Source organism: Chrysosporum bergii ANA360D, from assembly GCF_029891735.1.
Lineage (GTDB): Bacteria > Cyanobacteriota > Cyanobacteriia > Cyanobacteriales > Nostocaceae > Umezakia > Umezakia bergii.
The window spans coordinates 1-23,912 of the sequence record NZ_JANQDH010000008.1 but is presented as its reverse complement, the minus strand read 5'-3'; the positions used below and the strand labels follow the sequence as shown (position 1 = coordinate 23,912).

The following is a 23,912-nucleotide window of genomic DNA, read 5'->3' as shown; positions in this document are numbered from 1 at the left end:
TCGCCAACGCCGTCTTACTTAAAATTGCCACTTTTATAAATTTCTTAATTACGAATTACAGATCATGGCTGGTAAAATTCCTTTGTCTTGGCTACAACTAACCAGAGAAAAAAGTCGCCTGGCGGTGGCGCTGGCGGGTATTGCTTTTGCGGATATTCTCATGTTTATGCAAATCGGTTTCCGGGATGCACTTTATTATAGTAATGTTCGGTTACATGGTAGCTTAAAGGGTGATATTGTTTTAATTAATAAACAATCTAATGCTTTGCTAGCAATGGAGCATTTTTCTCAAGTAAGGTTGTATAAGGCTTTAGAATTACAAGGGGTGAAGTCTGTACATCCGATATATTTGGATTACACTACTTGGAGAAATCCTTTTACAGGTCGTCCCCGGAGTATTCTGATATTTGGTATGAATCCAGAGTCTAATTTGTTTGATTTACCTGGTGTGCAGAATAATTTAGATAAGTTAAAACTACCGGATGTGGTTTTATTTGACGGTTCTTCTAGAGAGGAGTATGGTCCAGTGGCGGCGGAATTGCAGCGTGGAAATACTTTAACAGCAGAAGTACAAAGAAGACGAGTTAAGGTGGATGGACTATTTACTTTAGGTACATCTTTTGGGGCTGATGGTAATCTGATTACCAGCGATGTTAATTTTTTGAGGATATTTGCTAACCGCCAACGTGGATTAATTGATATTGGTTTAATTCGATTGCAGCCAGGAGAAAATAGTAGTATTGTTGCTGAACAATTGCGGAAATATTTACCGCCGGATGTTAATGTTTTAACGAAGCAAGAGTTTATAGATTTTGAGCGCAATTACTGGGCTAGTAGTACGGCTATTGGTTTTATTTTTAGTTTAGGTACGATTATGGGTTTTATTGTGGGTACGGTGATTGTTTATCAAATTCTGTATACGGAAGTGTCTGATCATTTATCAGAGTATGCTACTTTAAAGGCAATAGGTTATACACAAAAATATTTATTAGTTGTTATTCTGCAAGAAGCAATGTTATTGGCTTGCTTGGGATATATTCCCGGTTGGATAGTTGCTATGTTTATGTATTCTAAGGCTAGGGAAGCTACTCTACTACCAGTTTTGATGAGTTACGAGCGAGCAATAACTGTGTTAATTTTAACTGTAACTATGTGTTTTGTTTCCGGGGCGATCGCTGTGCGTAAATTACGTTCTGCTGACCCGGCGGATATTTTTTAATTGTCATGGGTGGTTAGAGAGTATTTGATGAAGTTAGGTACAGTAGGGGGTAAGATGTCCGCAATTAGGATCTAACTAGGTTAAAAAAGGCTATAAGTATTACCAGGGACTACGGTTAATTATCGGAACTACTAACACCATTACATTGATTTGAATATGAGACACGAACCTGTAATTGCTATAAAAAATCTCAATCACTACTATGGCAAAGGCGCACTAAAAAAACAAATTTTATTTGACATTAACTTAGAAATTTATCCTGGGGAAATTGTGATTATGACTGGTCCTTCAGGTTCAGGTAAAACAACGTTATTGAGCTTGATTGGTGGGTTGCGATCTGTACAGGAGGGAAGTCTGAAGTTTTTAGGTGTAGAAACCTTTGGTGCTAGTCAAAATAGACTAGTGCAAATTAGGCGTAAGATTGGTTATATTTTTCAGGCTCACAATTTGTTGGGTTTTTTAACTGCTACACAAAATGTGCAAATGGCGGTGGAATTGAATGATTACATCAGCCCCAATCAAGCAATTTCTAAATCACAGGCTATGCTGGGGTCTGTTGGTTTACAGGATAAAGTTACTTACTACCCAGATAGTCTTTCTGGAGGACAAAAACAAAGAGTGGCCATCGCTCGCGCTTTGGTGAATAATCCTCCATTAGTACTGGCAGATGAACCAACAGCTGCTTTGGATAAACAATCAGGACGGGATGTAGTGGAAATCATGCAGGGTCTGGCTAAAGAACAGGGTACTTCTATTTTGTTGGTGACTCATGATAACCGCATTTTGGATATAGCCGATCGCATTGTGGAAATGGAAGATGGTATTTTAGCCAATGATTCCCAAACTAAAATCAGATGAAAGCTATGGTCTGGCGGAACCGGATCTTTTGATTTTACCCGGCTGTGCAGAAGAACTTGGTTGGCGAGTTGTGCGAAAAGTCACATTTACCCCTTCATGAGATTGTTCTAGGACAAGTAGGGGTGTAGGTTTAGCTTTTTGATCCCATTGCATATGGGCAATGCGTCCTTGAATTGTCGGTTGCCAATTATCCTCGCTGTCTAGGGGGCTGAGATAAGTTTCAATACAGTCAATGATTTGGCTGACGGTGGCAGAAGTGGCTTGTGTTGGTAACTTGAGTAACCGAATGTGAACGCGAAACAGTACTCGTTTAGCTAAATTGGCACCTGTACCAGTTTCATATTGTACATCGAAAATTTCGTCTACTTGCCTGGCAGCGCTGCTAGCAATGCCGATAGTTCCTTGGCTGGCTTGATTTGGACGCAGCGATCGAGATATTTTTTCTTTGACTTGGACTTTAATTTGATTGACAATGGCGAAGTGAAACACGTCTTCTGACATCCGCATTCGCAAATAATCTAAGTTAAAGTCTCTTGAGTTCACCAGGTCGGGGTTAGTTTCCATTTTGCCAATAGTTTCTAGGGCTAGTTTAAACTTCTTTTCTAGTTCTCGAATGCGGATCTTTTCAAAGTTGAGTTTTTTCTCTAATTTCTTGATTTTCATTTTTCCGTAGACAATCAAAGCTACTACCACTAACGCCAGTCCCACAGAGGTTATAACTAAAGGTGGTGGTAGTTGAAGTTGACCTTCTGCAACTGCTTGGGAAGCCTTTGTGGGGTTTTTTCCGGATGATTGGGCAAAAAATATGGATTTTAGCATGGTGGCTAAGTATAAAATCAGCAAGGTTTAAGTTATTATCTTATAATGCCCAAATCTTGAATGTATATTTACAGCCATCTACATCTCCCTATGGAACATCCTTCAACTCTAAGACAACTTTCTGAGGCTTCATTAGGTAATATTCGTTTGGTGGCCACAGATATGGATGGTACACTGACTATAAATAACAAGTTTTCGGCAACATTGCTGCAAGCTTTGGAGGATTTGGCTACTGCTGGTATAAAAGTATTAATTATCACTGGTCGTTCTGCTGGGTGGGTGAGTGCATTAAGCCACTTGATGCCGGTAGTGGGTGCGATCGCTGAAAATGGCGGTTTGTTTTATCCGTCAGGGGATGATCAACCTATTATCCTCACACCTATTCCTGATTTAGCAGATCATCGCCACAGTTTAGGTATGGTTTTTGAAGAATTAAAAAGCAAATTTCCCTGTATCCAGGAATCGGCTGATAATGGTTTTCGTGTTACAGACTGGACGTTTCGTGTAGCAGGTTTAAGTTTAGATGAATTAGAAGTATTGAGTAATCTTTGTGAGGAAATGGGCTGGGGATTTACTTATAGTAATGTACAGTGTCACATTCAACCCCTAGGGCAAAATAAAGCTGTAGGATTATTGCAAGTGTTGAAAAAACATTTACCGGAATTTTCACTGGAGGAAGTGCTGACTGTTGGCGATAGTCCCAATGATGAAAGTTTATTTGATCAGGGTCGTTTTCCTGTTTCTGTGGGGGTAGCTAATGTAATTAAATATGCAGATCAATTACAGTATTTACCTAGTTACCTCACTACGGCTGCTGAAGGGGAAGGATTTTGTGAGTTATGTAGTTATATTCTTCAAAATGGGTTCTTACGGTAAAGCATTAATATCATAATCCCCAAGCAAATTAAAGTATAATGGAAAACAAATAATCTTAACAAAAACACACACAACAGATGGAGAATAGGAGACTCGAACCCCTGACCTCTGCGGTGCGATCGCAGCGCTCTACCAACTGAGCTAATTCCCCTGATGCAGAGTTATTAACTCCACACAATACATTCTAACACTCTGGCGCTGTAAGTTTCAGGTCTTTTTTAGCATAAAGTTCTTGTACTCGTGACCATTCTAAATCTGTTAAGTAATCCACTGTCCAGTTACACCAGCGCTGAAGCATATGATAGGGGTAGGTATTGGCTACACCAACCACCTGCATTTGCGCTTGTTTAGCTGCTTTGATTCCGTCTGGGGTGTTGTCTATGGCTAAACATTCTTGTGGTTGTAGATTTAAATCAGGGTATTTTTGGTTGAGACGTTCCACTGCTAAAACATAGCCTTGTGGTTGAGGCTTACTGATGGTAATATCATCACCGGCGACTATGACGGAAAAATATTCTGTTAAATTGGCGCGTTCTAGTACCAGAGTAATTTCTGCACCCATAGCACCACCTACTAAACCTAGTTTAAGGTTATGCGATCGCACTTGGTAAATTAAATCTTCCACACCTGAATATAAAGGCAGTTTGGATATTTTAGCTATTTCTTGGAGATAAGCCTGAGCTTTGCGGTGTAGTAGTTTATTGATATACTCTTGACTGGCTACTCTACCACGGTTTTTTAGTAATTCTTGCCAATAACCGCCATCACTGCGTCCCAAAAAAGCTTGAATTTCCTTCAGTTTTTGGGGTTGCAGATTTTCCTCAATCAGGATTTGATCTATTAATTGTGTGTTGATGTGGTCATCCTTAATGATTACCCCATTAAAATCTAACAAAACTGCCTTTAAACTCATCTTACTAAACCAAACACTGGAGATCCAAAGTCCTCCAAATCATTATTATCTATTGTGGTATTTATTGGTGTTGGTGTATGGCGGGCGTAATCTTGCATATTCCCATTTACTACGGGTATTGGTTTAATACCGCTTGTGACTTGATTTATCCACCACACATTCTCACTTCGCACTGCTTTAAACCCAGCAGCCCCCAGGCGTGCGTCTAGATTATCATCAGCATACTCACGTATATACGGTTCTTCAAATATATCATTAAGCCAACTTAACTGACGTAGGGTCTTTTGATTACCATCGAGGATGAGTATTTGCCCCCCAGGAACCAATAAGCGGAAACTTTCCCTTAGTATTGCTTGACATATTACTCTGGGTGTTTCATGAAATAACAAGGAGGCGGTTACTAGTTCAAAATTTCCCTGTGGGAATTTAGTGGTTTCGGCGTTGCCATGTTGCCAGTGTATATCTAAATCGGCTTTTCTGGCTTTATCTGCTGCTCTCACCAGCATATAAGGAGATAAGTCTAAACCCCAAACTTCAGCTTGGGGAAAAGCCTGTTTTAACATTAGGGTTGTGGAACCTGTACCGCAGCCTAAATCTAGTACCCGTGTTGGTTTGACTTTCACTGCATCAATTAAAGCCTGACGCACCACATTTTCATTAGGTAGTAAAACGTATTGAGTAATAGGATCATAGGAAACAGCAGCGCTGGAGTTGAGATATCCCCCGTTAATACCGTGAAAGTTTTGCTCAGTGTAGTACAAGGGCATTATCACATCAGATTGTCGCCAGCGATCGCTTTCTTGTTCCCAGTCGATGCTATCAGCATAACGCCTTAAGGCTTCCTCATCAATGAATGACCGCACCACGGGGGAGAGGAACTTTTCCCAAATTGTGTCTTTACTGGTAGCCATAGAATATTACCAAATTCTTTACAAATTTTAACCAATTCTGTGGTCAGATATATGTGTAATATACTTGTATTACAAGATTAAATCTCAAAAATATATTGCTTAAATAGGTGAGATACAAATGTAAATGGTGGTTTTGCCTGCTCAGGATGTACTTTACTTGGGTAGAGTTCGCTATGTTGTTTAACCTAGAGACGTAGCATAGCCACGCCTCTGATTAACTACATAGTTAAAGATTGAGCATTGGTTTCAATCAACTTAGCTAAATCTTGTAAGAAAGCCGCAGCATGAGCGCCGTAAATAATTCGGTGGTCACAGGTAATATTAACTTGCATTTGTGGTAGCACACCAAATAAACCGTCGCCGGTAGCTACTACTTGGGGACGGGAAGCACCAATGGCTAGAATAGAACCTTGTCCGGGTGGTAAGATGGCATCAAATGTGTCTACTCCAAACATCCCTAAATTAGAGAGAGTAAATGTGCCGCTGTTGTATTCTTCCGGTTGCAGTTGTTTAATTCTAGCCCGTTCTACTAAAGATTTCCATGTGCGGGAGAGGGAATAAATATCTACTAAGTCTGCATTCTGCAATACTGGTGTTATTAATCCTCCATCATCCATAGCTACTGCCACAGCAATATTAATGGCGGAATGATGTACAATTCCTTGGTCAGAATAGCTGGCGTTGAGTAATGGATGTTTTTGTAATGTTACCGCTACAGCTTTAGCCAGTAGCGCTGTCATAGTTACACCTTTAGATTTAATTTGTTTGTAGAGTCGGTCTAAAGCATCGGTGGTAATTGTGTAACTGACACGGAAAACTGGTACAGCTAGGCTGGCTACCATATTCCGCACTACCGCAGTTTGGAAGGTGGTTAAAGGAACTGTTTCACCGGAAATAACCGGAGCGGGTGCGGGTGCGGGTGCGGGTGCAGGGGTAAAAGTGGGTGCTGGTTTTGCTGCGGGTACGGGGGGTTGAGTTTTATTAACGGTTGACTCTACATCTTCGGCGACGATGCGACCATAGGGGCCACTACCTTTGAGGTTGGTTAAATCAACTTTTAGTTCTTTGGCTAATTTGCGGGCTCTGGGTGAAACTATTACTCTTCCTTCCCGGTGGTTAGAGCCATTTTGAGTGGCGAAGGCTGGGGTTTCTACTGCTGCTGTGACTGCAACTGGTTCTGGGGTGGGGGTGACTGAACCTGAGTTAGCCAAGGTTTTGGCGGTGGTAATTTCGGCTTCTGTTTCTGCTATGTAGGCAATGGCAGATCCTACTTGTGCAGTTTCACCGGCTTGTACTATGATGTGGGCAAGATATCCTTCGTAAAAGGCTTCCACATCCATATCCGCCTTATCTGACTCCACCACTACCACGGTTTCGCCTTTTTCCACTTTTTCCCCTGGGGCTTTTACCCAGGAGACGATTTTACCTTCTGTCATGGTGGAACTAAGGGCGGGCATAAATACTTCGTGAATGCTCATATGGTGGTATCAGAGATGAATGATTAATAAATTTTAACGGCTTTTGCCAATTTAATTTGTATCCTGGTTAAAGATGTTTCGACTACTTACTGGTTCGGCAAGCTGCTAAATCGGGAACGGGGAATAACACACCAGATCATACTTCCATCCCAATTGGGATGGAAGTAAGGATTATTGATGTTTACACCTTAAATTTCGCCGCGAATTTCTTCGACAATGCCATCACGCAGTAGGATTTCTACTTGCATTTTACTAATTAAGTTATCACCTTTTTCAATGTTGAAAAAGCCTTCCATTTGGAATTGATTAACTTCTTGATCTAACTCAAGATACTGCACTTGCTGGAGGTTCTGTAGCATTTGATTTTTTTGCTCTAGTAGTTCACTTTTCTTTTGATTGACTTGGGCTTGGATACCGTCAATTTGTTGGAGAGTTTGGGGACTGGGTGGCTGTATACTCTGCTTTTGAATGGCAGAAATTGCTCTTTGTGCTTCCAGATCGATTTGTTGCAGCTGTTGATCAGTTTGATTGATTTGTGCTTGCAGTTGTTGTTGTACTTCTTCTTTCCACAGGGGAGTAACAACGACTTTGACGTTAACAATCCGCTTCAGCAGTAAGTTAGGGTTGGAGATATCCATAAAAATTTCACGTTCACTCTATATTGGGCAGATGGAATGATTATCGGGTATACATTCCGTCAATAATATGGCCATAGCGTTCTGAGACTGCGTAGCGGCGAACTTTCAGGGTTTGTGTCATTAAGCCGTTTTCTAAAGAAAAGGGTTCTAGAATTAGCCTGAAGGGGCCAATGCGGTCATCCGGTCGATAACCAGGACGGTTTTGTACTTCCCGATTCAATTCTTGCCGAAACAAGTCCTGAATTATTTTACTCTCCAGATCAATAGATGTGCTGATTTCTGGTGAGTTTTCTGGTGATAGATGCAGGTGTAAATTTTGACTTTCTGCCCATTGAGTGAGGGCTTCGACATTGGGAACTATTAAAGCGCCGATGCAGCGCTGGTCCTGTCCCACTAACATGATTTGATCAATGTAGGGCGATCGCAAACAAGCATCTTCAATTGGTTGCGGTTCGATGTTTTCTCCATTGGTCAAAACAATTGTATCTTTTGCCCTGCCAGTTAGCACTAAGTTGTTATCTGGTGTCACCCAGCCCAGGTCGCCGCTATTAAACCATCCCTCTGGATCAATTACCTTGGCGGTTGCTTCTGGGTTTTGGTAGTAGCCCTGCATGATTTGTGGACCTTTCAATAAAACTAAACCTCGTTGACCCACTGGTAAAGGGGCTTTAGTTTCTGGATCAACAATTTTGACTTGTGTACCGGGGATGGGCTGACCAGATGAACCACGCAGGTTACACCAATGACGACGGGCGTTAGTCACAGGAGAGGTTTCTGTTAAGCCATAACCTTGCAAAATCTCTACACCAATAATTTCAAAGAAGTTGTCTATGTGTGTGGGTAATGCACCACCGCCGCTAATTACTTGTTTGATGCGTCCGCCGGTGGCTTGGCGCACTTTGCCATAAACTAACCGTTCTCCCAGGGTATGAAGGGGCAACAAGGCCAATGCTATGATTTTAGAGATGATTTTCTCTACAGGTGAAGCGTCAAGATGATTTAAACTCAATCCCTGGGCAATGCGTTGTTTTTCAATGTAGGCGTGACTGGCTCCCAGCAAAAATTTAATCAACCGTTGTTTTTTGGCTGGTTGTTCCCGGAATTGCTTTTGCACTCCTTCATAAATTGATTCCCACAGGCGGGGTACTCCTATCATGTAATGAGGTTTAAAGGTTTTTAAGTCCTGTTTTACAGCCCGTAAGTTAGTATAAACTTGTGTACAACCTTGAGAAAGTAGGAAATACTCACCACTGCGCTCGTAAGCGTGCCAAGAGGGCAAAATACTAAGGACTATATCTTCTGGCTGTGGTTGGACTATTGTACCCAGGGTTTTGACTTGGTGTAACAGGTTGTTGTGGGATAACATTACACCTTTTGGTTTGCCTGTTGTACCGGAAGTGTAAATCAGAGTGGCTAGAGTGTCCCCTGTTTGCTCAACCCTGGTGAGGCGATGATTACTGCCAATTTCTTGGACTTGGGAAAAGTTTAATATTTTGAATGTGGTTTCTGGTGGAGTTTCATCTGATAGTAATATAATCAGGTTAATGGGCAGATCCTGGAGACCTAAACTAAGTTTTTTGAAGGTGTTTAGGTCTTGCAACACTAGGGCTGTACTGCCACTATTAGCGATGATAAATAGCAGTTCTTCTCGTTCGGATTGGCAACTACGCACGGCATTAACTACCCCAGCTGTCATGATACCTTGATCAGCTATCAACCATCGAGGACTGTTATCGGCAATTAAGGAAATGCGATCGCCTGGTTCTACTCCCAAACCTTGTAAACCGGCTGCAAATTTTTGGATTTGTTCTGCTAGTTGCTCATAGGTAATTTTTGTTTCTGGTTCACTGTGGGGGTTATGCAGAGCAATAATATCATTAAATTGCTTGGCTGCTAATGGCCAAATTTCGGGTAATGACACTACATCGCTGTAGTTGACTAAACGCTGTAATGCTTGGCTTTCTCTCTTGGTGACCTGAGATAAATAATCAGGTGCTGCTATGGTTTGGGACACAATACATCTCCTGAGTGTGGTAAAAAATTGTTTCCTATGAATAATTACAATAGTTCAATGTGTAAGTTATTTTATGAATTTAAGGGTTGTATTGATGAAAATTTATGTTAAAGTTTATATAGCGGGTTGGGATTGAGTGAGGTACATCATTAACAAGCAGGATGCTTGTGTTACAGGACGATGATTTACTTTTTTCTGCCTTGGAGGTGGTTCTCCTTTGGCTTGAGTGAGGTACATCATTAACAAGCAGGATGCTTGTGTTACAAGACGATGATTTACTTTTTTCTGCCTTGGAGGTGGTTCTCCTTTGGCTTGAGTGAGGTACATCATTAACAAGCAGGATGCTTGTGTTACAAGACGATAATTTACTTTTTTCTGCTTTGGAGGTGGTTCCCCATTAGTCTAGAAGTCGCTTTACTCCTGACTCTGGTCAATGCCATTGTCTGCTTAACATTGCCTAAATTACTGTCTCAAGCTAGTCAAATGTGGCCAAGGGATGCAGCTTCACGGCGGGTTAAAAACCAGGTGGCTAGTTTCCCCTACTGTACGAGTTACTTAGTGACAGGGAAGCAACTTTGTAAGTTTAGACCTCGATTTTGTCCTAAGTGTTCCCTAAGCTGATTTATTTTTTATTCTGTTCCCGGTTGGCTCGCCGCCACTTTTCCCTCACTAGGCGAATTTCCTCAAAGGTGTAGTTTCCGCCTAATTGTTCTTTGACTGGAGTCAGGGGAATATCACCGAGAACTTCTAAAACTTGCCAAATTTTTTGTTGATGTTCTATGGGTACTAACTGATTTAAGTCCACAGGCTGATCTTTGGACAATAATTCGGCTAGGTGATTAGTAATTGTACTGGGGCTAAGATTGCGTTTTTTGGCAATTTCGGCAACACTCAAGCCTTCTTGATGTAGTCTTAGTGTGATAAACTCGGTTTGAGTGGGTTGGTTTTTGAGGTCAGACCCATGTGGGGTGAGGGTTTGTTGTTGTGTGTGGGCGGTGATTTCGTCTAGAAATTTTTTTCCATATTGAGCTAATTTGTGACTACCAACCCCGGAAAGTTGACTAAATTCTGCTAAAGATTGGGGTCGTATTTGTGCCATTAATTTGAGGGTAGAATCTGGAAAGACAAGGTAGGGTGGTACAGACTGTTCATCGGCTAATTGCTTGCGGAGCGATCGCAATCTGTGGAGTAATTCTGGTTCTACAGGCTGTTCGGTTGCTTCTACTAAACTCAATTTTTGCACTACGGGAACAGCAATAAAAACTTGACGTTTTCGCTTCATGACTTCCCAACTCAAGGCGTTAAGTTTTAAAACTGAGTAACCGTCGTTGGTTTGCTCTAATAAACCTTGATGTAGGAGGGAACGGGCTAAGATGCGCCATTCATCTACACTTCTATCTTTACCAATACCGTAGGTGGAAAGTTGATCATGTTTGTTTTGAGTAATTTTTATATTTTTAGCCCCCCGCAAAACATCAATAATATGTACCATCCCAAATCTTTCTTGGGAACGGGCGATACAAGATAAAAACTTCATAGCTTCAATGGTCCAATCTTCTACAGGTTTGGGATACCGGCAATTATCACAGTTACCGCAATTACCTGGAAAACGTTCGCCAAAATAACCGAGTTGAATAGTGCGCCGACAGTCAGTACCTTCGGCATAATCAATGACTTGGCGTAGTTGCTGTTTGGCGATTAATTGTTCTTGGGGGTCGGTTTTTTGGTTAATACTCCATTCAATGGTTTTCATATCACTGAAACTGAAAAACAAGCTACAACGGGAGGCTTCGTTATCTCTCCCGGCTCTACCTGATTCTTGATAATAACTTTCTAAATTACGTGGTAAGTCGTAGTGAACTACTAAGCGCACATCTGGTTTATTAATTCCCATACCGAAGGCAATGGTGGCGACGATCACACGCACATCATCTCGAATAAATCTAGTTTGGTTTTTTACTCGTTCTTCATCGCTTAAACCTGCATGATAGGGTAAGGCGACGACTCCATCATTTTGTAATTTAAATGTCAGTTCATCAACTTTTTTCCGGGTTAAGCAGTAGACAATTGCTGCACCGTCGGTTTCTCGAATTAGTGCTAAGATTTCGCCATAAGCTGTTTTAGTTTTAGACCGAACTTCGTAATAAAGATTTTGACGGTTAAAGCTGGCTAGATGAATACTGGGTTGCTTAAGTCCTAATTGCTCAATGATATCACCCCGCACCCGATCTGTAGCTGTGGCTGTGAGGGCGATGGTGGGAACATTTGGGTAACGACTACGTAGAGATTTTAATTGGCGGTATTCTGGGCGAAAGTCATGTCCCCACTCTGATACACAGTGGGCTTCATCAATGGCAAAAGTGGAAATTCCCACTTGGTGATGTACTAAGTCTAAAAATGGCAGAAATCTTTCGCTTAGTAGCCGTTCCGGGGCTACGTAGAGTAATTTAACTTTACCATTGCGGATGGCTTCTTCCCGCGATCGCACTTTGTAGGGGTTGAGACTACTATTGAGAAATGTAGCGGCAATATTATTATTTCGCAGTGCTTCTACTTGGTCTTGCATCAGGGCTATTAACGGTGAAACCACCACTGTTAACCCTTTTTTGATCAATGCTGGTAACTGAAAGCAGATAGACTTCCCCCCTCCTGTGGGCATTACTACCAGTAAATCTCGATTTTGTAGCGCATCTTCAATAATTTGTCTTTGTCCAGGACGGAAGCGATCATAACCAAAGTGATATTTTAGCGCTTTTTCGAGATTGGGGTACTGAAGCATGGCGGTGAGGCTTTGTTGATGGTTACCAGGATAACAGCATTATTATAAAAGCCTTGGCTAGTGAAAGTCTCGCCACAGTGGGCAGTTAACTATGGGGGTTCTTTACATTTGTATCTTACGTGTTTCAGAAATACTATATAATCCCATCATGATATCATACCCTCGCAACCATGTCAAAACTTTTAATCAGTCAATACCACACCGAACTGGAGAAGATCATCCGGTTTGGCGGGTCGAGAAAAGAAACTTCTATTCGGGTAGCTTTTCAAAATCTCTTAAATGAATACTGCAAACCCAGGGATTTTTTATTAATCCCTGAATTGGATTATAAACTACCCAACGGTAAAATCGTTTATCCTGATGGCACTGTCAAAGATGCCTTACGTCTCGATTGGGGTTACTGGGAAAGTAAAGACCAATATGATAATTTAGATCAAGAAATTGAAAAAAAACTTAATCAAGGTTATCCCAACAGTAATATTTTATTTGAAGACTCCCGAACAGCAGTTTTAATTCAAAGCGGTACAGAAACCCAGCGCGTACCTATGGGGGATGTAGACGGGCTGGATGAGATCATTAATAATTTTATTAATTATGTGAGACCCGAGGTCAGGGACTTTCGGGAAGCTATAGAAATTTTTAAGCAGGATTTGCCCACTGTCTTAGATACTCTCAGAGGCTTGATTGATAGTCAAGGTGAAAGTAACATTTCTTTTCAATCTGCTAGAAATAAGTTTTGGCACATTTGCCAAGAGTCCATCAACCCAGAAATCAGTTTACTGGATATTCGGGAAATGATCATTCAGCACATTCTCACTGAAGATATTTTTCTCAATATCTTTAATGAGTCTCAATTCCACAGAGAAAATAATGTGGCGCGGGAATTACAAGAGGTGATTGCTACTTTTTTCACCGGAACCCTCAGACGCAACACATTAGGCAGTATTGAAAGATATTATGCCGTGATTAGGCGCACGGCTGCAAATATTCCTAACCACCAAGAAAAACAAAAATTTCTCAAGGCGTTGTATGAGAACTTTTATAAAGCATATAACCCCAAGGCTGCGGACAGGTTGGGAATTGTCTATACCCCTAATGAAATTGTCCGCTTTATGATTGAAAGTGTGGATTTTTTAGTGCATCAGCACTTTGGTAAGTTGTTGGCTGATAAAGATGTAGAGATTTTAGACCCAGCTACAGGGACGGGAACTTTTATCACTGAACTAATTGATTATTTACCACCCCAGAGTTTGCCTTATAAATATAAGCATGAGATTCACTGTAATGAAGTGGCTATCTTACCTTATTATATTGCTAATTTAAATATTGAGTACACCTACAAGCAAAAGATGGGGGTGTATGAGGAGTTTGAGAATATTTGCTTTGTGGATACTTTAGATAATACTTTGTTTGCAGGTAAGCAAATGGATTTGTTTGCTATGACTGTGGAAAATACCGCCAGGATTAAAAGGCAAAATGATAAAACTATTTCAGTCATTATTGGTAATCCTCCTTATAATGCCAAGCAGGAAAATTTTAACGATAATAATGCTAACCGTGGTTATGGTGCGATCGATAAGTTAATTAAGGAAAGTTACGTTAAATATAGCACGGCTCAAAATAATATTGTGCTTTATGATATGTATACCCGTTTTATTAGATGGGCAACTGATAGACTAGGGGAAAATGGGATTATTTGTTTTATAACTAATTCTTCTTTTTTAGATGCTCGTGCATTTGATGGTTTTAGGAAAGTTGTAGCTAAAGAGTTTCAAGAAATTTATATTATTGACACCAAAGGTAATGCGAGAACAAGCGGAGAAAGAAGACGCAAAGAAGGGGGAAATGTTTTTAGTGATGAAATTAGGGTAGGTATAGCTGTTTATTTTTTAGTGAGGAATGAACAAGCACAAGGTTGTAAAGTTTATTATAATGCCATTGAAGATTATACCAATGCTGAAAATAAGAAAAAATATTTTAGTTCTCGAAAGTTTAGAGATTTAAGTTTTATCCATTTTAAACCAGATCATCAGGGTAACTGGATCAATCAAACAGATAATGATTTTGATACCCTTTTACCTTTGGTTGACAAAGATGTGAAAGCAGGTAAAGGAGAAGAAGCTATATTTAAGCTGTTTTCTTCAGGTGTAAAAACACAGCGCGATGATTGGGTTTATGATTTATCTAAAAATGCGCTAGAAGAAAAAGTAAAATTTTTAGTTAGTATTTATCAACAAACATTGAAAGATTTAAATTACTCAGGAAAAAATCAAGTTAAATGGGATAGGGAGTTAACTAAATATTTAGATAAAGGAATTAATAAAAATTTTAACTCTGAACAAGTTATTAATAGTTTATACCGTCCTTTTTATAACCAGTATTTTTATTTTGATAAGCATTTTAATGGGATGACTTATCAATGGTTTAATATTTATAAAAATGACAGGGAAAATAAATATATTGCTGTACCAGGACTTTCATCACCTAAAGATTTCCACTGTCTAGCTCTAAATATAATAGTTGATTTAAACTGCTTACCCGCAGGTTCTCAATGTCTCCCCCTGTACCGCTACGACCAAGAAGGAAAACCCATAGACAATATCACGGACTGGGGACTAGAACAAATCCAAAGCCATTACCAAAATAAAAAAATAGCCAAAATAGACATCTTTTATTACACCTATGCAGTATTACATAACCCAGCCTACCGCCAAAAATACCAACTCAACCTAAAAAGAGACTTTCCCCGCTTACCTCTATATGACAACTTCCAGCAATGGGTGATATGGGGACAACAACTAATGGAACTACATATTAATTATGAAACAGTCAGCCCCTACCAACTCACCCGCATTGACACACCGTTAAAAGATGAGGAAAAAACACCCAAAACTAAATTAAAAGCAGATCCAACCAAGGGCAAAATTATTATAGATGATGTCACCACATTACAAGGTATACCCAGCCTAGCTTGGGAATATAAATTAGGTAATCGCTGCGCTTTAGAATGGATTTTAGATCAATATAAGGAGAAAAAACCCAAAGACCCCACCATCGCTGCACAATTCCATACCTACCGCTTTGCTGACTATAAAGAACAAGTGATAGATTTATTAATGCGAGTGTGTACAGTGAGTGTGGAAACCATGAATATTATTCAGGAGATGTAATTACCTTGGGAATTTCAGTCAAAATCATCTACACTCAAAGTAAGAGTGATTATTGGCAGTTTCTGTTATGTCTTCAATTATTGATTCTTTACCACCAGCCCTTGGGAAAATTGTCCAGCGCTTTCAACGGGCTACTGACCCAAAGCGACGCTATGAACAGTTAATTTGGTATGGTCAGAAGCTGAAGGATTTTCCAGAAACTGGTAAAGTCCCAGAAAATAAAGTCCCTGGTTGTGTATCTCAGGTTTATATTACCTCGGAACTCAATGATGGTAAAGTTGTATATTATGGTGACTCTGACTCTCAGTTAACAAAAGGATTAGTGGGGCTGTTAGTGGAAGGGTTAAATGGGTTAACTCCCACAGAGATTGTCCAACTCACTCCTGATTTTATTCAAGAAACAGGTTTAAATGTCAGTCTCACCCCTTCCCGTGCCAATGGATTCTACAATATTTTTAAAACCATGCAGAAAAAAGCACTGGAATGTAAGTTAGATGTGCCTAGTAGTTAAATCAATACAGTTTCAAAATTCCCGACTCCGCCAAAGTCGGTAATATTAATATTATTTATTACCCCGTAAAAGCTTCAATCTTCGCCCCATCCCCAGAAAAAAAGTATTTACCTCTGGTATTTTCATCAATAAAGCCAGTAAGACAAATACTAATAGCCCTACTAACCCTGATATACACAACTGCAACAGTTGAATAATTAACCCTTGAGTACCTAAGACCTGCTGTAATCCTAGTATTGTACCAAAGCCAGCTAACCCTGCTATCACACTACTACCGGTCAAGGCTAAAATTGGCAAACTCCACTCCCGCCAAGGTAAACCATTGAGTTTGCGGTCTAGCAACCACAACAGCATCAATACGGAACTAAAATTTACTCCCACTGTTGCTAAAACAATACCAGTAGCACCAAAAGGTTTAACTAAAACACTATCTAGTAAAGCATTGAGCAAAATATTAAAGGTACTAATGCGAAAAGGTGTCTGTCCGTCTCCCAAAGCATAAAACACCCTGACTAGGACATCCCGCCCCAAATAAACAAACATCCCCACACCGTAAGCAATCAATAGAGATGAAACTAACTGTGTAGCTTGTTGCTGAAAAGCACCCCGCTCATACACTATCTGCACAATAGGCTGGGAGAGAACCACCATCAGCGCTCCCAATGGTAGCATGGTTACGGCAGTAAGTAAAATTCCTTGGCGGATGCGTAGTTTTAAATCTGGCCAATGTTCTGGATCTGCCAACTCAGCAAACATTGGTAATAAAGGCAGCAAAATAATATTAGAAATAATACCTAAAGGAGTTTGTACTAGTAAGTTGGCATAGTTGAAACCAGCAGCAGCGCCGGGTATAGGACTGGCAAAGTAAAGATCCGTAGCCACATTAATGGGCATCATCCCGGAAGAAATGGTGGCTGGAGTCATGATTTTAATCACCTCTTGCACTCCAGGGGCTTGAAAATCAAACCGTAAACGTAATTTACCCAATCCCAAGCGCCACTGGACTATTAGCTGTACTACCCACTGAAGAACTGCTCCGGCTAAAGTTCCCCCTGCTAATACCATACCACCTATGAGGGCATATTCTGGCTGAATAATATCCTCGCCTAGTTGGGCTGTTAAAATGCCAATGCCGGCAATCACTGTTACACTGGATAACAACGGACTAATGGAGAGTAACCAATATTGATTGGCGGCGTTGAGGGTGCCAAAACCAATACCAATGAAACCCGCTAATAAGGCCATGGGGGACATGATGCGCAGTTGTTGAATGGCGATGGCTCTTGTGGTTGGTGACAAGCCGTAACCTACAATATCAATAATTGCATCGGCCCAGAAAATTTGAGCCAATGTCACCAGCAACAACAACCCACCCACCAGGGTTGTTACTGTTTCTACTAAAGGCGCGGCCTCTTGGCGTTGACGCTTGGCCAAAACACTGACCACGGCACTATGTAAGGGTCCGTTGACACCACCTAGCAAGACTAACAGAAAACCAGGAATAATGTAAGCATAACTATAGGCGGTAGCCGCAGCCCCCACACCAAAAGCCGCAGCGATGGCTTGCTGTCGCACCAAACCAAAAACTTTACTAATTAATGTAGCTGCGGCTACAATACCGGCAATACCAGCGAAAGAACGAGAGGGTTTCTGGTTTTCTTGAGTCACTGACTATACCTAAAAAATATTAACCTAAATTTTACCTACATCCTAAACTATCCCTTGTAGATACTCCCGTGACTGGATTAATGCCATCGGCGCGATCGCACATTTTCACGACTTGATAGCGGTCTATTATAGCATCAGTAAAATCTGCACCATTAATATCAGCATCATAAAAACGACTACGAGTCATAATCGCTCCTGTGAAAATGGCATTTTTCAAATTGGCTCCATCCATAGTAACGCGATCGACCAAAGCATCAGTCAAATTAGCACCTTCTAAATTAGCTTTTAATAAAACTCCTTTAGTGAGAATAGCATTAGTTAAATTTGACCCTTGAAAATTTACCCCCCGCATTTCTGCGGCTGCAAAAACGCCACCTGTTAAATCTGTGTAGGAAAAATCACGATTTTCTAAACTGGTATTACTGTAATTAATGGTATTAACTTGAGCAGAAGCTGGTTGAGGATTGATGAGTACCCACAACCAAGCCAAAATCACAATTACACCCAAACTTAATAATCTCAGTAAAAACTTTTTCATCACTTTACCTATTTGGTTTCTCATCATTAGTCAAGAGTCAAGATTACTTCCAATCCTTACCAATACGAATTGTGAGATCAGATTGTAAATCCCCAGTTGCCAATACATCAACTTGACCCAAGCCTAAAACCTGATTTAGTTCAACTCCTGTTTCCCGATGGCCAGTTTGCACAATAATTTGGGTATATCTTTGGGTATCAGGCCAGTCAGGTAAAGCATAAACCTTGGTAAAACCTTTTTCTTTGAGATAAGTAATCACTTTTTCAGTTAGCTGGGGTTGATTGGAAGCATTTTGAATAGCAATTGTGCGGTTATAAACTGGAAGCGCATCTGTTTCTAAACCAGGTATATATACTCCAACATAATCATTTAATAAAGTTTGTTGCCCATTTAGATTTAACCAGTAACTATTAGGATCTTGACTAAATCGGCTAAATGTACCGGGCAAAATGGTCATTTGTAAATTATCCCGTTCCAAGTTGACAGAATAATTCACTAAAGCCATCATTTCTTCTATTTTTAGATTTGTGTCAAAATATTTCCGCATCAAGCGGGTTAATTGTGGTAGTCTTGGTAATACAGTTGGACTACTCAGGCGTTGTAGTAGGGCTGTGATCAGGGTTTGTTGTCGTTGCACCCTGGGCAGATCCCCCAGTCCTGCTTCCCGGAACTGAGCAAAAATTGCTGCTTGTTCACCGTCAAGAGTTTGCCAACCACTAACTAAAGTCATGGCTAACTGACGACTACTGTCTTGATATTTAATTTCTTGGGGTACAAATACATCAACCCCGCCTAATTGATCAACTAACTGCTTTAATCCACTAGTAGAAATACGGATGTAGCGATCAATAGGAGCATTGTTTAAAGTCCGACTAACCACCCGTGCAGCTAACACTGGACCCCCTTGAGCATTGGCATCAGATACTTTAGTTAATCCTTTTTCTGGGATGGCGATCATGGTATCCTTGGGGATTGAAAGTACCCGCATAGTTTGATCGCTGGGGTTGAGCCTCACGAGCAACATAGTATCACTGGTTCCCGCAAAACTCTCTGGTGAGCCATCCACCGCACCAGCAACGGGATCAACACCCATAATTAAAATATTCATGGGTCGTGATAGCTTATATTGGGAAATGTTACCCCATAATTCCCCGGGTAATGGCACTTTGTGGTCATCTTTGCCAGAAAAGCCCAATTCTTCTTCTGTACGCTCCAAATTGCTCCACAATGGAGTCCATAAGGCTAAAGTAGATATGAGCAGACCAGAAAAAACTATTCCCAACACCACTGTTAACAACCACAGTAGCCATCTCGGCATAGTCAAGCCTAAGCGATCGTAGAGTTCATTGGGAATAGCACCCACTGATTCTACAACCCCACGGGAAAGGTTACCCGGCTGATGGGTGACTATCTCCAGGTTTCCTGCTGACGGCTGTTGAATTTCTAGCTCATTGTTTGTCCATTGTACTGGCTGAGGCCTGTCCTGTAGTTCTAAGTCTGGTACTTGTTGAGACCTCAGCTGATTTTCTGACCATTGAAATTGTTCAATCACAAATTATCTCCCCACTTAACCACGCCCGAAAGGTATGTTAATCGTAGCCACAAATCTTGGTAGGGCAAAAGCTGACTGTAAACTGATAATGTCCCGACCTTGGTGTGTATGACAATATGAGTATTTCACTGTTCCCTGTAATTCTTGCCGGTGGCAAAGGTGAGCGTTTTTGGCCTCTTAGCCGCAAGGAGCGACCCAAGCAGTTTTTAAATCTTGATGGTAGCTCTAGAAGTCTCTTACAAGCAACTGCTGATAGATTATCAGCTGTGACCGGTAATTTCAATCACTTGTGGGTGATCACTTCTAGTCAGATAGCCGCAGGTGTAAAACAACAACTACCTGAACTCCCAGAGCAAAATTTACTAGTTGAGTCCCAAGGACGAGATACCGCAGCAGCCGTTGCTTGGACAAGTTTAGAAATTAAAAAGCGTTACGGAGAAGATGCGATCATTGGCTTTTTTCCCTCTGACCACTGGATAACTGACCAAGAGGCATTTAAACGTACCCTCAGCGCTGCTACCCAATTAGCAGCCAGCACCGAGGCTATTGTTACTTTAGGTATTAAGCCCACTTTCCCATCCACTGGTTACGGCTACATTGAACAAGGTGAAAAGATTGGTAGATTTCATGATTTGCCAGCCTATCACGTTAACCGTTTTACTGAAAAGCCCAACCGGGAAACAGCAGAAACTTTTTTAGCCACGGGGCGTTTTAGCTGGAATAGTGGAATGTTTATATTCCGGGCTGGGGTTGTTCTCAAGGAACTATATACCCACGCGCCAGAAATTATCCAACCATTAGAACAACATGGCCCTGATGTATATCCTCAGTTACTTAAACAGAGTATAGACTATGCACTCATGGAAAAAACCAATTTAGCCTACGTCTTGCCGGTTGAATTTGGTTGGGACGATTTAGGCGATTGGAACGCCCTTGAGCGCTTACTGAAAAAACCAGACAATCCAAATGTAGAGATTGCTACTCATTTTGGAATTGATACCGAGGGAGCTATTGTTTATGCTAGTAATTCAGAAGATGTAATTGTTACTATTGGTTTAGAGAATGTGGTGATTGTGCGCGATGGCAACGTCACCCTGGTGATTGATAAAAACCGCTCCCAAGAAATTAAGCAGGTTCTGAAAACCCTGGCAGATGATCCCCGATTTACTCAATTGTTGTAAGTGTTATGCTACAAGAGTAAACACTCTGATCTGAGGTTTAACATTTGTTGCCTCTATTATAACTAGAATATCCGTTGTTAAGGTTAGAGATCAGGAAATAGGGGCTAGAGACCAGAGAAAACTAAAGTTTTTTCATACTTCTCGGTCTCTTCCTTTCTTTCATCTTCCTCACCCCTTTCATGATCTCCCGCCATGTTGCTCACCCAAACTGTCCCCCTTGACACTCCCCACGCCTTTAGTCTGGACGTTTAAAGTAACAGCCATTCCCACCCCTAGCCATCAAGAATACAAAATTTATGTCCATCATCACTGTTGAAAACCTGAGTAAATTTTACCCAGTGGCTGTTAAGTCACCGGGGATAAAAGGCACACTAACCCACTTTTTCCGGCGATCGTATCGCTTAATCAAAGCAGTGGAGGATGTTTCTTTTACAATTGCACCTGGGGAAGTGGTAGGTTTTTTAGGACCTAATGGTGCTGGGAAAACCACCACCTTAAAAATGCTCACCGGGTTAATTCATCCTTCCAGGGGAACAGTCAAAGTGGCTGGACACACACCATTTCTGCGCCAGGAAGCATTTTTACAAAAAATTACCCTAGTCATGGGTCAAAAACAACAATTAATCTGGGACTTACCCGCACTAGATTCATTAAAAATCAACGCTGCTGTTTACAACCTTTCTAATAAAGAATTTCAAAAGCGCGTGGGCGAATTAACAGAAATGCTCACCCTAGAAGGTAAGCTCACCCAACCCATGCGGAAATTATCTTTAGGTGAACGGATGAAAGCAGAACTTCTAGCAGCGCTTCTCCACCATCCTCATGTATTATTCTTAGATGAACCAACACTAGGACTAGATGTTAATGCTCAAGTAGCAGTGCGGGACTTTTTGCGGGAGTATAATCGTCGTTATCAAGCCACGGTGTTATTAACTAGTCACTACATGGCTGATATTACCGCACTATGTGAGCGGGTGCTGTTGATTCACCAAGGTAAATTAATGTATGACGGTAGTTTAGACGCACTGCTAGAAAGTTTCGCCCCTTATCGAGAGATTCACATTAAGTTAGCCGACCCCCTACCCAGGGAAAAACTCATGTTTTATGGTGATGTACAAATGTTAGAAGGGCGCGCAGTGAGTTTTATTGTACCACGAGAGACTCTAACTCGCTCAGTCTCTCAAATCTTATCTGATTTACAAGTAATAGATTTAACAGTCACCGACCCGCCCATAGAAGAAGTAATTGGCAGAGTTTTTCAAGCAGGAGTAGTTTAATTTGGGCTTGCTGAATCAAGGTATATTCTACTATTACACTTAAAAGGTGCTGGAATAAAACTTGACAAATCTCCCGTTTCCTGTTCCCTATCCTTAAAAGTAACTTTTGCCGTGAAAAAAATTATTAAAAAAATCTTAACTTTCCTATCCGTCTACTACGCCTATATAGTTGAGTATCGAGCAGAACTAATTTTATGGGTTCTGTCCGGCACTTTGCCAATTATTTTAATGGGCGTGTGGATACAAGCAGCCCAAGGGGGAAAGTTTGGTTTAACACCTGTGGAATTTTCCCGTTATTTCATCACAGTTTTTCTTGTCCGACAAATCACAGTTGTTTGGGTAATTTGGGAATTTGAAGAAGAAGTAGTCCAGGGTAAGTTATCATCTCGGTTATTACAACCCCTAGATCCAGTATGGCGTCATGTTGCCGGTCATGTTTCCGAAAGAGTAGCACGTTTACCCTTTATATTCCTACTAGTTGGATTATTTTTCCTGCTTTATCCCCAAGCCCTTTGGTTGCCGAATTTAGGGCAATTTTTATTATTTGCCTTAGCCGCAACTCTGTCTTTTATCTTACGGTTTGTCATTCAGTATAGCTTGGCTATTTTCGCCTTTTGGACTGAACGTGCTAGCGCTTTAGAAGGTTTCTGGATGTTGTTTTATTTATTTTTATCAGGGTTAATCGCTCCTTTAGATGTTTTCCCTGAATCTGTCCGAACAGTAGTTATGTTTACCCCTTTCCCCTATTTGATTAATTTTCCAGCTAGTCTTTTAGTGGGACTACCTGTGGATATAACCAGGGGATTTTTATCAATTATCGGCTGGATGCTCATATTTTTGGGGATCAATCGCCTCCTGTGGCGGGCTGGGTTAAAACGTTATTCCGGTATGGGGGCTTGACTGAAATATCAACGGCGAGCAGAGCTACTGGCTTCAGATTTTTTAACGAACCGCAAGGGACGCTAAGAGCGCTAAGGAGGAGGGGAGAAGAAAAGTCAAGAAATGCTCGCACTACAATTGACTTACTCCCTATTAAAAAAACAATGACTAGATGGTTTAATACAGCCGGCCCTTGTCAATGGGATATTCATTATATGCTACCCACTAGTGATCGCTTACCTCAGTTAAAGCGACTCATAGATCAGCGAAATGATTTTGTGATCCACGCCCCTAGACAAACTGGAAAAACTACAGCCATGCTCACTCTAGCACAGGAACTTACAGCTAGTGGTGAGTATACTGCTGTGATGATATCTGCAGAAGTGGGTTCGGCTTTTCCCGACCAGCCAGAAGTAGCAGAGCAGGCGATTTTGGCTGCTTGGCGAGATGCTATTGACTTTTGGCTACCCCCAGAACTACACCCTCCGTTGTTGACCGTGGATAATCCCCCTCAACGCATTGGTTCTTTCCTCAAATCCTGGGCTGCTCATTCTCCCCGTCCCTTGGTGGTATTTATTGATGAAATTGACTCGCTGCAAAATCAAACTTTAATCAATGTCCTACGTCAACT

Annotated in this window: 20 protein-coding genes and 1 tRNA gene; 9 read left to right on the top strand and 12 right to left on the bottom strand. The window is 41.1% G+C overall.

Annotated features, from left to right (window positions below; translation table 11 throughout):
- The first annotated feature begins 64 nt into the window (after positions 1-64).
- Complete coding sequence (gene devC, locus NWP17_RS00805) at positions 65-1,219, top strand: ABC transporter permease DevC (protein ID WP_280653015.1); 1,155 nt, start codon at positions 65-67, stop codon at positions 1,217-1,219.
- A 156-nt stretch (positions 1,220-1,375) separates the two neighbouring features.
- Positions 1,376-2,077: a DevA family ABC transporter ATP-binding protein gene (locus tag NWP17_RS00800; RefSeq protein WP_280653014.1), complete on the top strand. Its 702-nt coding sequence runs from the start codon at positions 1,376-1,378 to the stop codon at positions 2,075-2,077.
- A 3-nt stretch (positions 2,078-2,080) separates the two neighbouring features.
- Here the strand turns inward: NWP17_RS00800 and NWP17_RS00795 are convergent, their stop codons facing one another.
- Entirely contained in the window at positions 2,081-2,896 is an 816-nt protein-coding gene (locus tag NWP17_RS00795) for a hypothetical protein (RefSeq protein ID WP_280653023.1), read from the bottom strand.
- A 90-nt stretch (positions 2,897-2,986) separates the two neighbouring features.
- On the opposite strand from NWP17_RS00795, the gene NWP17_RS00790 reads away from it, so the two are divergent.
- Positions 2,987-3,772, top strand: coding sequence for an HAD-IIB family hydrolase (locus NWP17_RS00790; protein ID WP_280653013.1), 786 nt, complete (start codon positions 2,987-2,989; stop codon positions 3,770-3,772).
- 78 nt (positions 3,773-3,850) lie between these two features.
- Here NWP17_RS00790 and NWP17_RS00785 read toward each other — a convergent pair.
- The 8 genes from NWP17_RS00785 to recQ form a co-directional block, all read right to left on the bottom strand.
- A tRNA-Ala gene (locus NWP17_RS00785) sits at positions 3,851-3,923 on the bottom strand.
- 33 nt (positions 3,924-3,956) lie between these two features.
- Positions 3,957-4,685, bottom strand: coding sequence for an HAD family hydrolase (locus tag NWP17_RS00780; RefSeq protein WP_280653012.1), 729 nt, complete (start codon positions 4,683-4,685; stop codon positions 3,957-3,959).
- Positions 4,682-5,596 (bottom strand): class I SAM-dependent methyltransferase, encoded by a 915-nt coding sequence (locus tag NWP17_RS00775; RefSeq protein ID WP_280653011.1) that lies wholly within the window; start codon positions 5,594-5,596, stop codon positions 4,682-4,684. Before NWP17_RS00775 ends, NWP17_RS00780 begins: the two co-directional genes overlap by 4 nt.
- A gap of 218 nt (positions 5,597-5,814) precedes the next feature.
- Positions 5,815-7,074: a dihydrolipoamide acetyltransferase family protein gene (locus NWP17_RS00770; protein ID WP_280653010.1), complete on the bottom strand. Its 1,260-nt coding sequence runs from the start codon at positions 7,072-7,074 to the stop codon at positions 5,815-5,817.
- Positions 7,075-7,262: 188 nt separating this feature from the next.
- Complete coding sequence (locus tag NWP17_RS00765) at positions 7,263-7,712, bottom strand: YlqD family protein (protein ID WP_280653009.1); 450 nt, start codon at positions 7,710-7,712, stop codon at positions 7,263-7,265.
- A 40-nt stretch (positions 7,713-7,752) separates the two neighbouring features.
- Positions 7,753-9,726, bottom strand: coding sequence for a long-chain fatty acid--CoA ligase (locus tag NWP17_RS00760; protein ID WP_280653008.1), 1,974 nt, complete (start codon positions 9,724-9,726; stop codon positions 7,753-7,755).
- 114 nt (positions 9,727-9,840) lie between these two features.
- Positions 9,841-10,056 (bottom strand): hypothetical protein, encoded by a 216-nt coding sequence (locus NWP17_RS00755; protein ID WP_280653007.1) that lies wholly within the window; start codon positions 10,054-10,056, stop codon positions 9,841-9,843.
- 292 nt (positions 10,057-10,348) lie between these two features.
- Positions 10,349-12,505: a DNA helicase RecQ gene (gene recQ, locus NWP17_RS00750; RefSeq protein ID WP_280653006.1), complete on the bottom strand. Its 2,157-nt coding sequence runs from the start codon at positions 12,503-12,505 to the stop codon at positions 10,349-10,351.
- A 170-nt stretch (positions 12,506-12,675) separates the two neighbouring features.
- Between recQ and NWP17_RS00745 the strand changes: the two genes are divergently transcribed.
- On the top strand, positions 12,676-15,675 hold the full coding sequence (locus NWP17_RS00745; RefSeq protein WP_280653005.1) for a type ISP restriction/modification enzyme: 3,000 nt from the start codon (positions 12,676-12,678) through the stop codon (positions 15,673-15,675).
- Between the two features lie 67 nt (positions 15,676-15,742).
- A complete protein-coding gene (locus NWP17_RS00740) occupies positions 15,743-16,186 on the top strand; it encodes a SufE family protein (RefSeq protein WP_280653004.1) in 444 nt (147 codons plus the stop codon).
- Positions 16,187-16,237: 51 nt separating this feature from the next.
- On the opposite strand, the gene murJ is transcribed toward NWP17_RS00740, so the two are convergent.
- Genes murJ through NWP17_RS00725 form a run of 3 tightly spaced genes read right to left on the bottom strand, consistent with a single transcriptional unit; the run spans position 16,238 to position 19,944 of the window.
- Positions 16,238-17,854, bottom strand: a complete 1,617-nt coding sequence (gene murJ / locus NWP17_RS00735; RefSeq protein ID WP_280653003.1) for a murein biosynthesis integral membrane protein MurJ — start codon at positions 17,852-17,854, stop codon at positions 16,238-16,240.
- 31 nt (positions 17,855-17,885) lie between these two features.
- On the bottom strand, positions 17,886-18,392 hold the full coding sequence (locus NWP17_RS00730; protein WP_280653002.1) for a pentapeptide repeat-containing protein: 507 nt from the start codon (positions 18,390-18,392) through the stop codon (positions 17,886-17,888).
- Between the two features lie 43 nt (positions 18,393-18,435).
- Positions 18,436-19,944 carry an LCP family protein gene (locus tag NWP17_RS00725; protein WP_280653001.1) on the bottom strand — a complete coding sequence of 503 codons (1,509 nt, stop codon included), beginning with the start codon at positions 19,942-19,944 and terminating at the stop codon, positions 18,436-18,438.
- Between the two features lie 116 nt (positions 19,945-20,060).
- Between NWP17_RS00725 and NWP17_RS00720 the strand changes: the two genes are divergently transcribed.
- The 4 genes from NWP17_RS00720 to NWP17_RS00705 form a co-directional block, all read left to right on the top strand.
- Positions 20,061-21,125: a mannose-1-phosphate guanylyltransferase gene (locus NWP17_RS00720; RefSeq protein ID WP_280653000.1), complete on the top strand. Its 1,065-nt coding sequence runs from the start codon at positions 20,061-20,063 to the stop codon at positions 21,123-21,125.
- A 296-nt stretch (positions 21,126-21,421) separates the two neighbouring features.
- The gene (locus tag NWP17_RS00715; protein ID WP_280652999.1) at positions 21,422-22,402 is read left to right on the top strand and encodes an ABC transporter ATP-binding protein; all 981 of its coding nucleotides are present in this window, start codon (positions 21,422-21,424) and stop codon (positions 22,400-22,402) included.
- A 111-nt stretch (positions 22,403-22,513) separates the two neighbouring features.
- Positions 22,514-23,302 (top strand): ABC transporter permease, encoded by a 789-nt coding sequence (locus tag NWP17_RS00710; protein ID WP_280652998.1) that lies wholly within the window; start codon positions 22,514-22,516, stop codon positions 23,300-23,302.
- 143 nt (positions 23,303-23,445) lie between these two features.
- Positions 23,446-23,912, top strand: a 467-nt coding sequence (locus tag NWP17_RS00705) for an ATP-binding protein (protein ID WP_280652997.1), incomplete at its 3' end; no start/stop codon positions are given.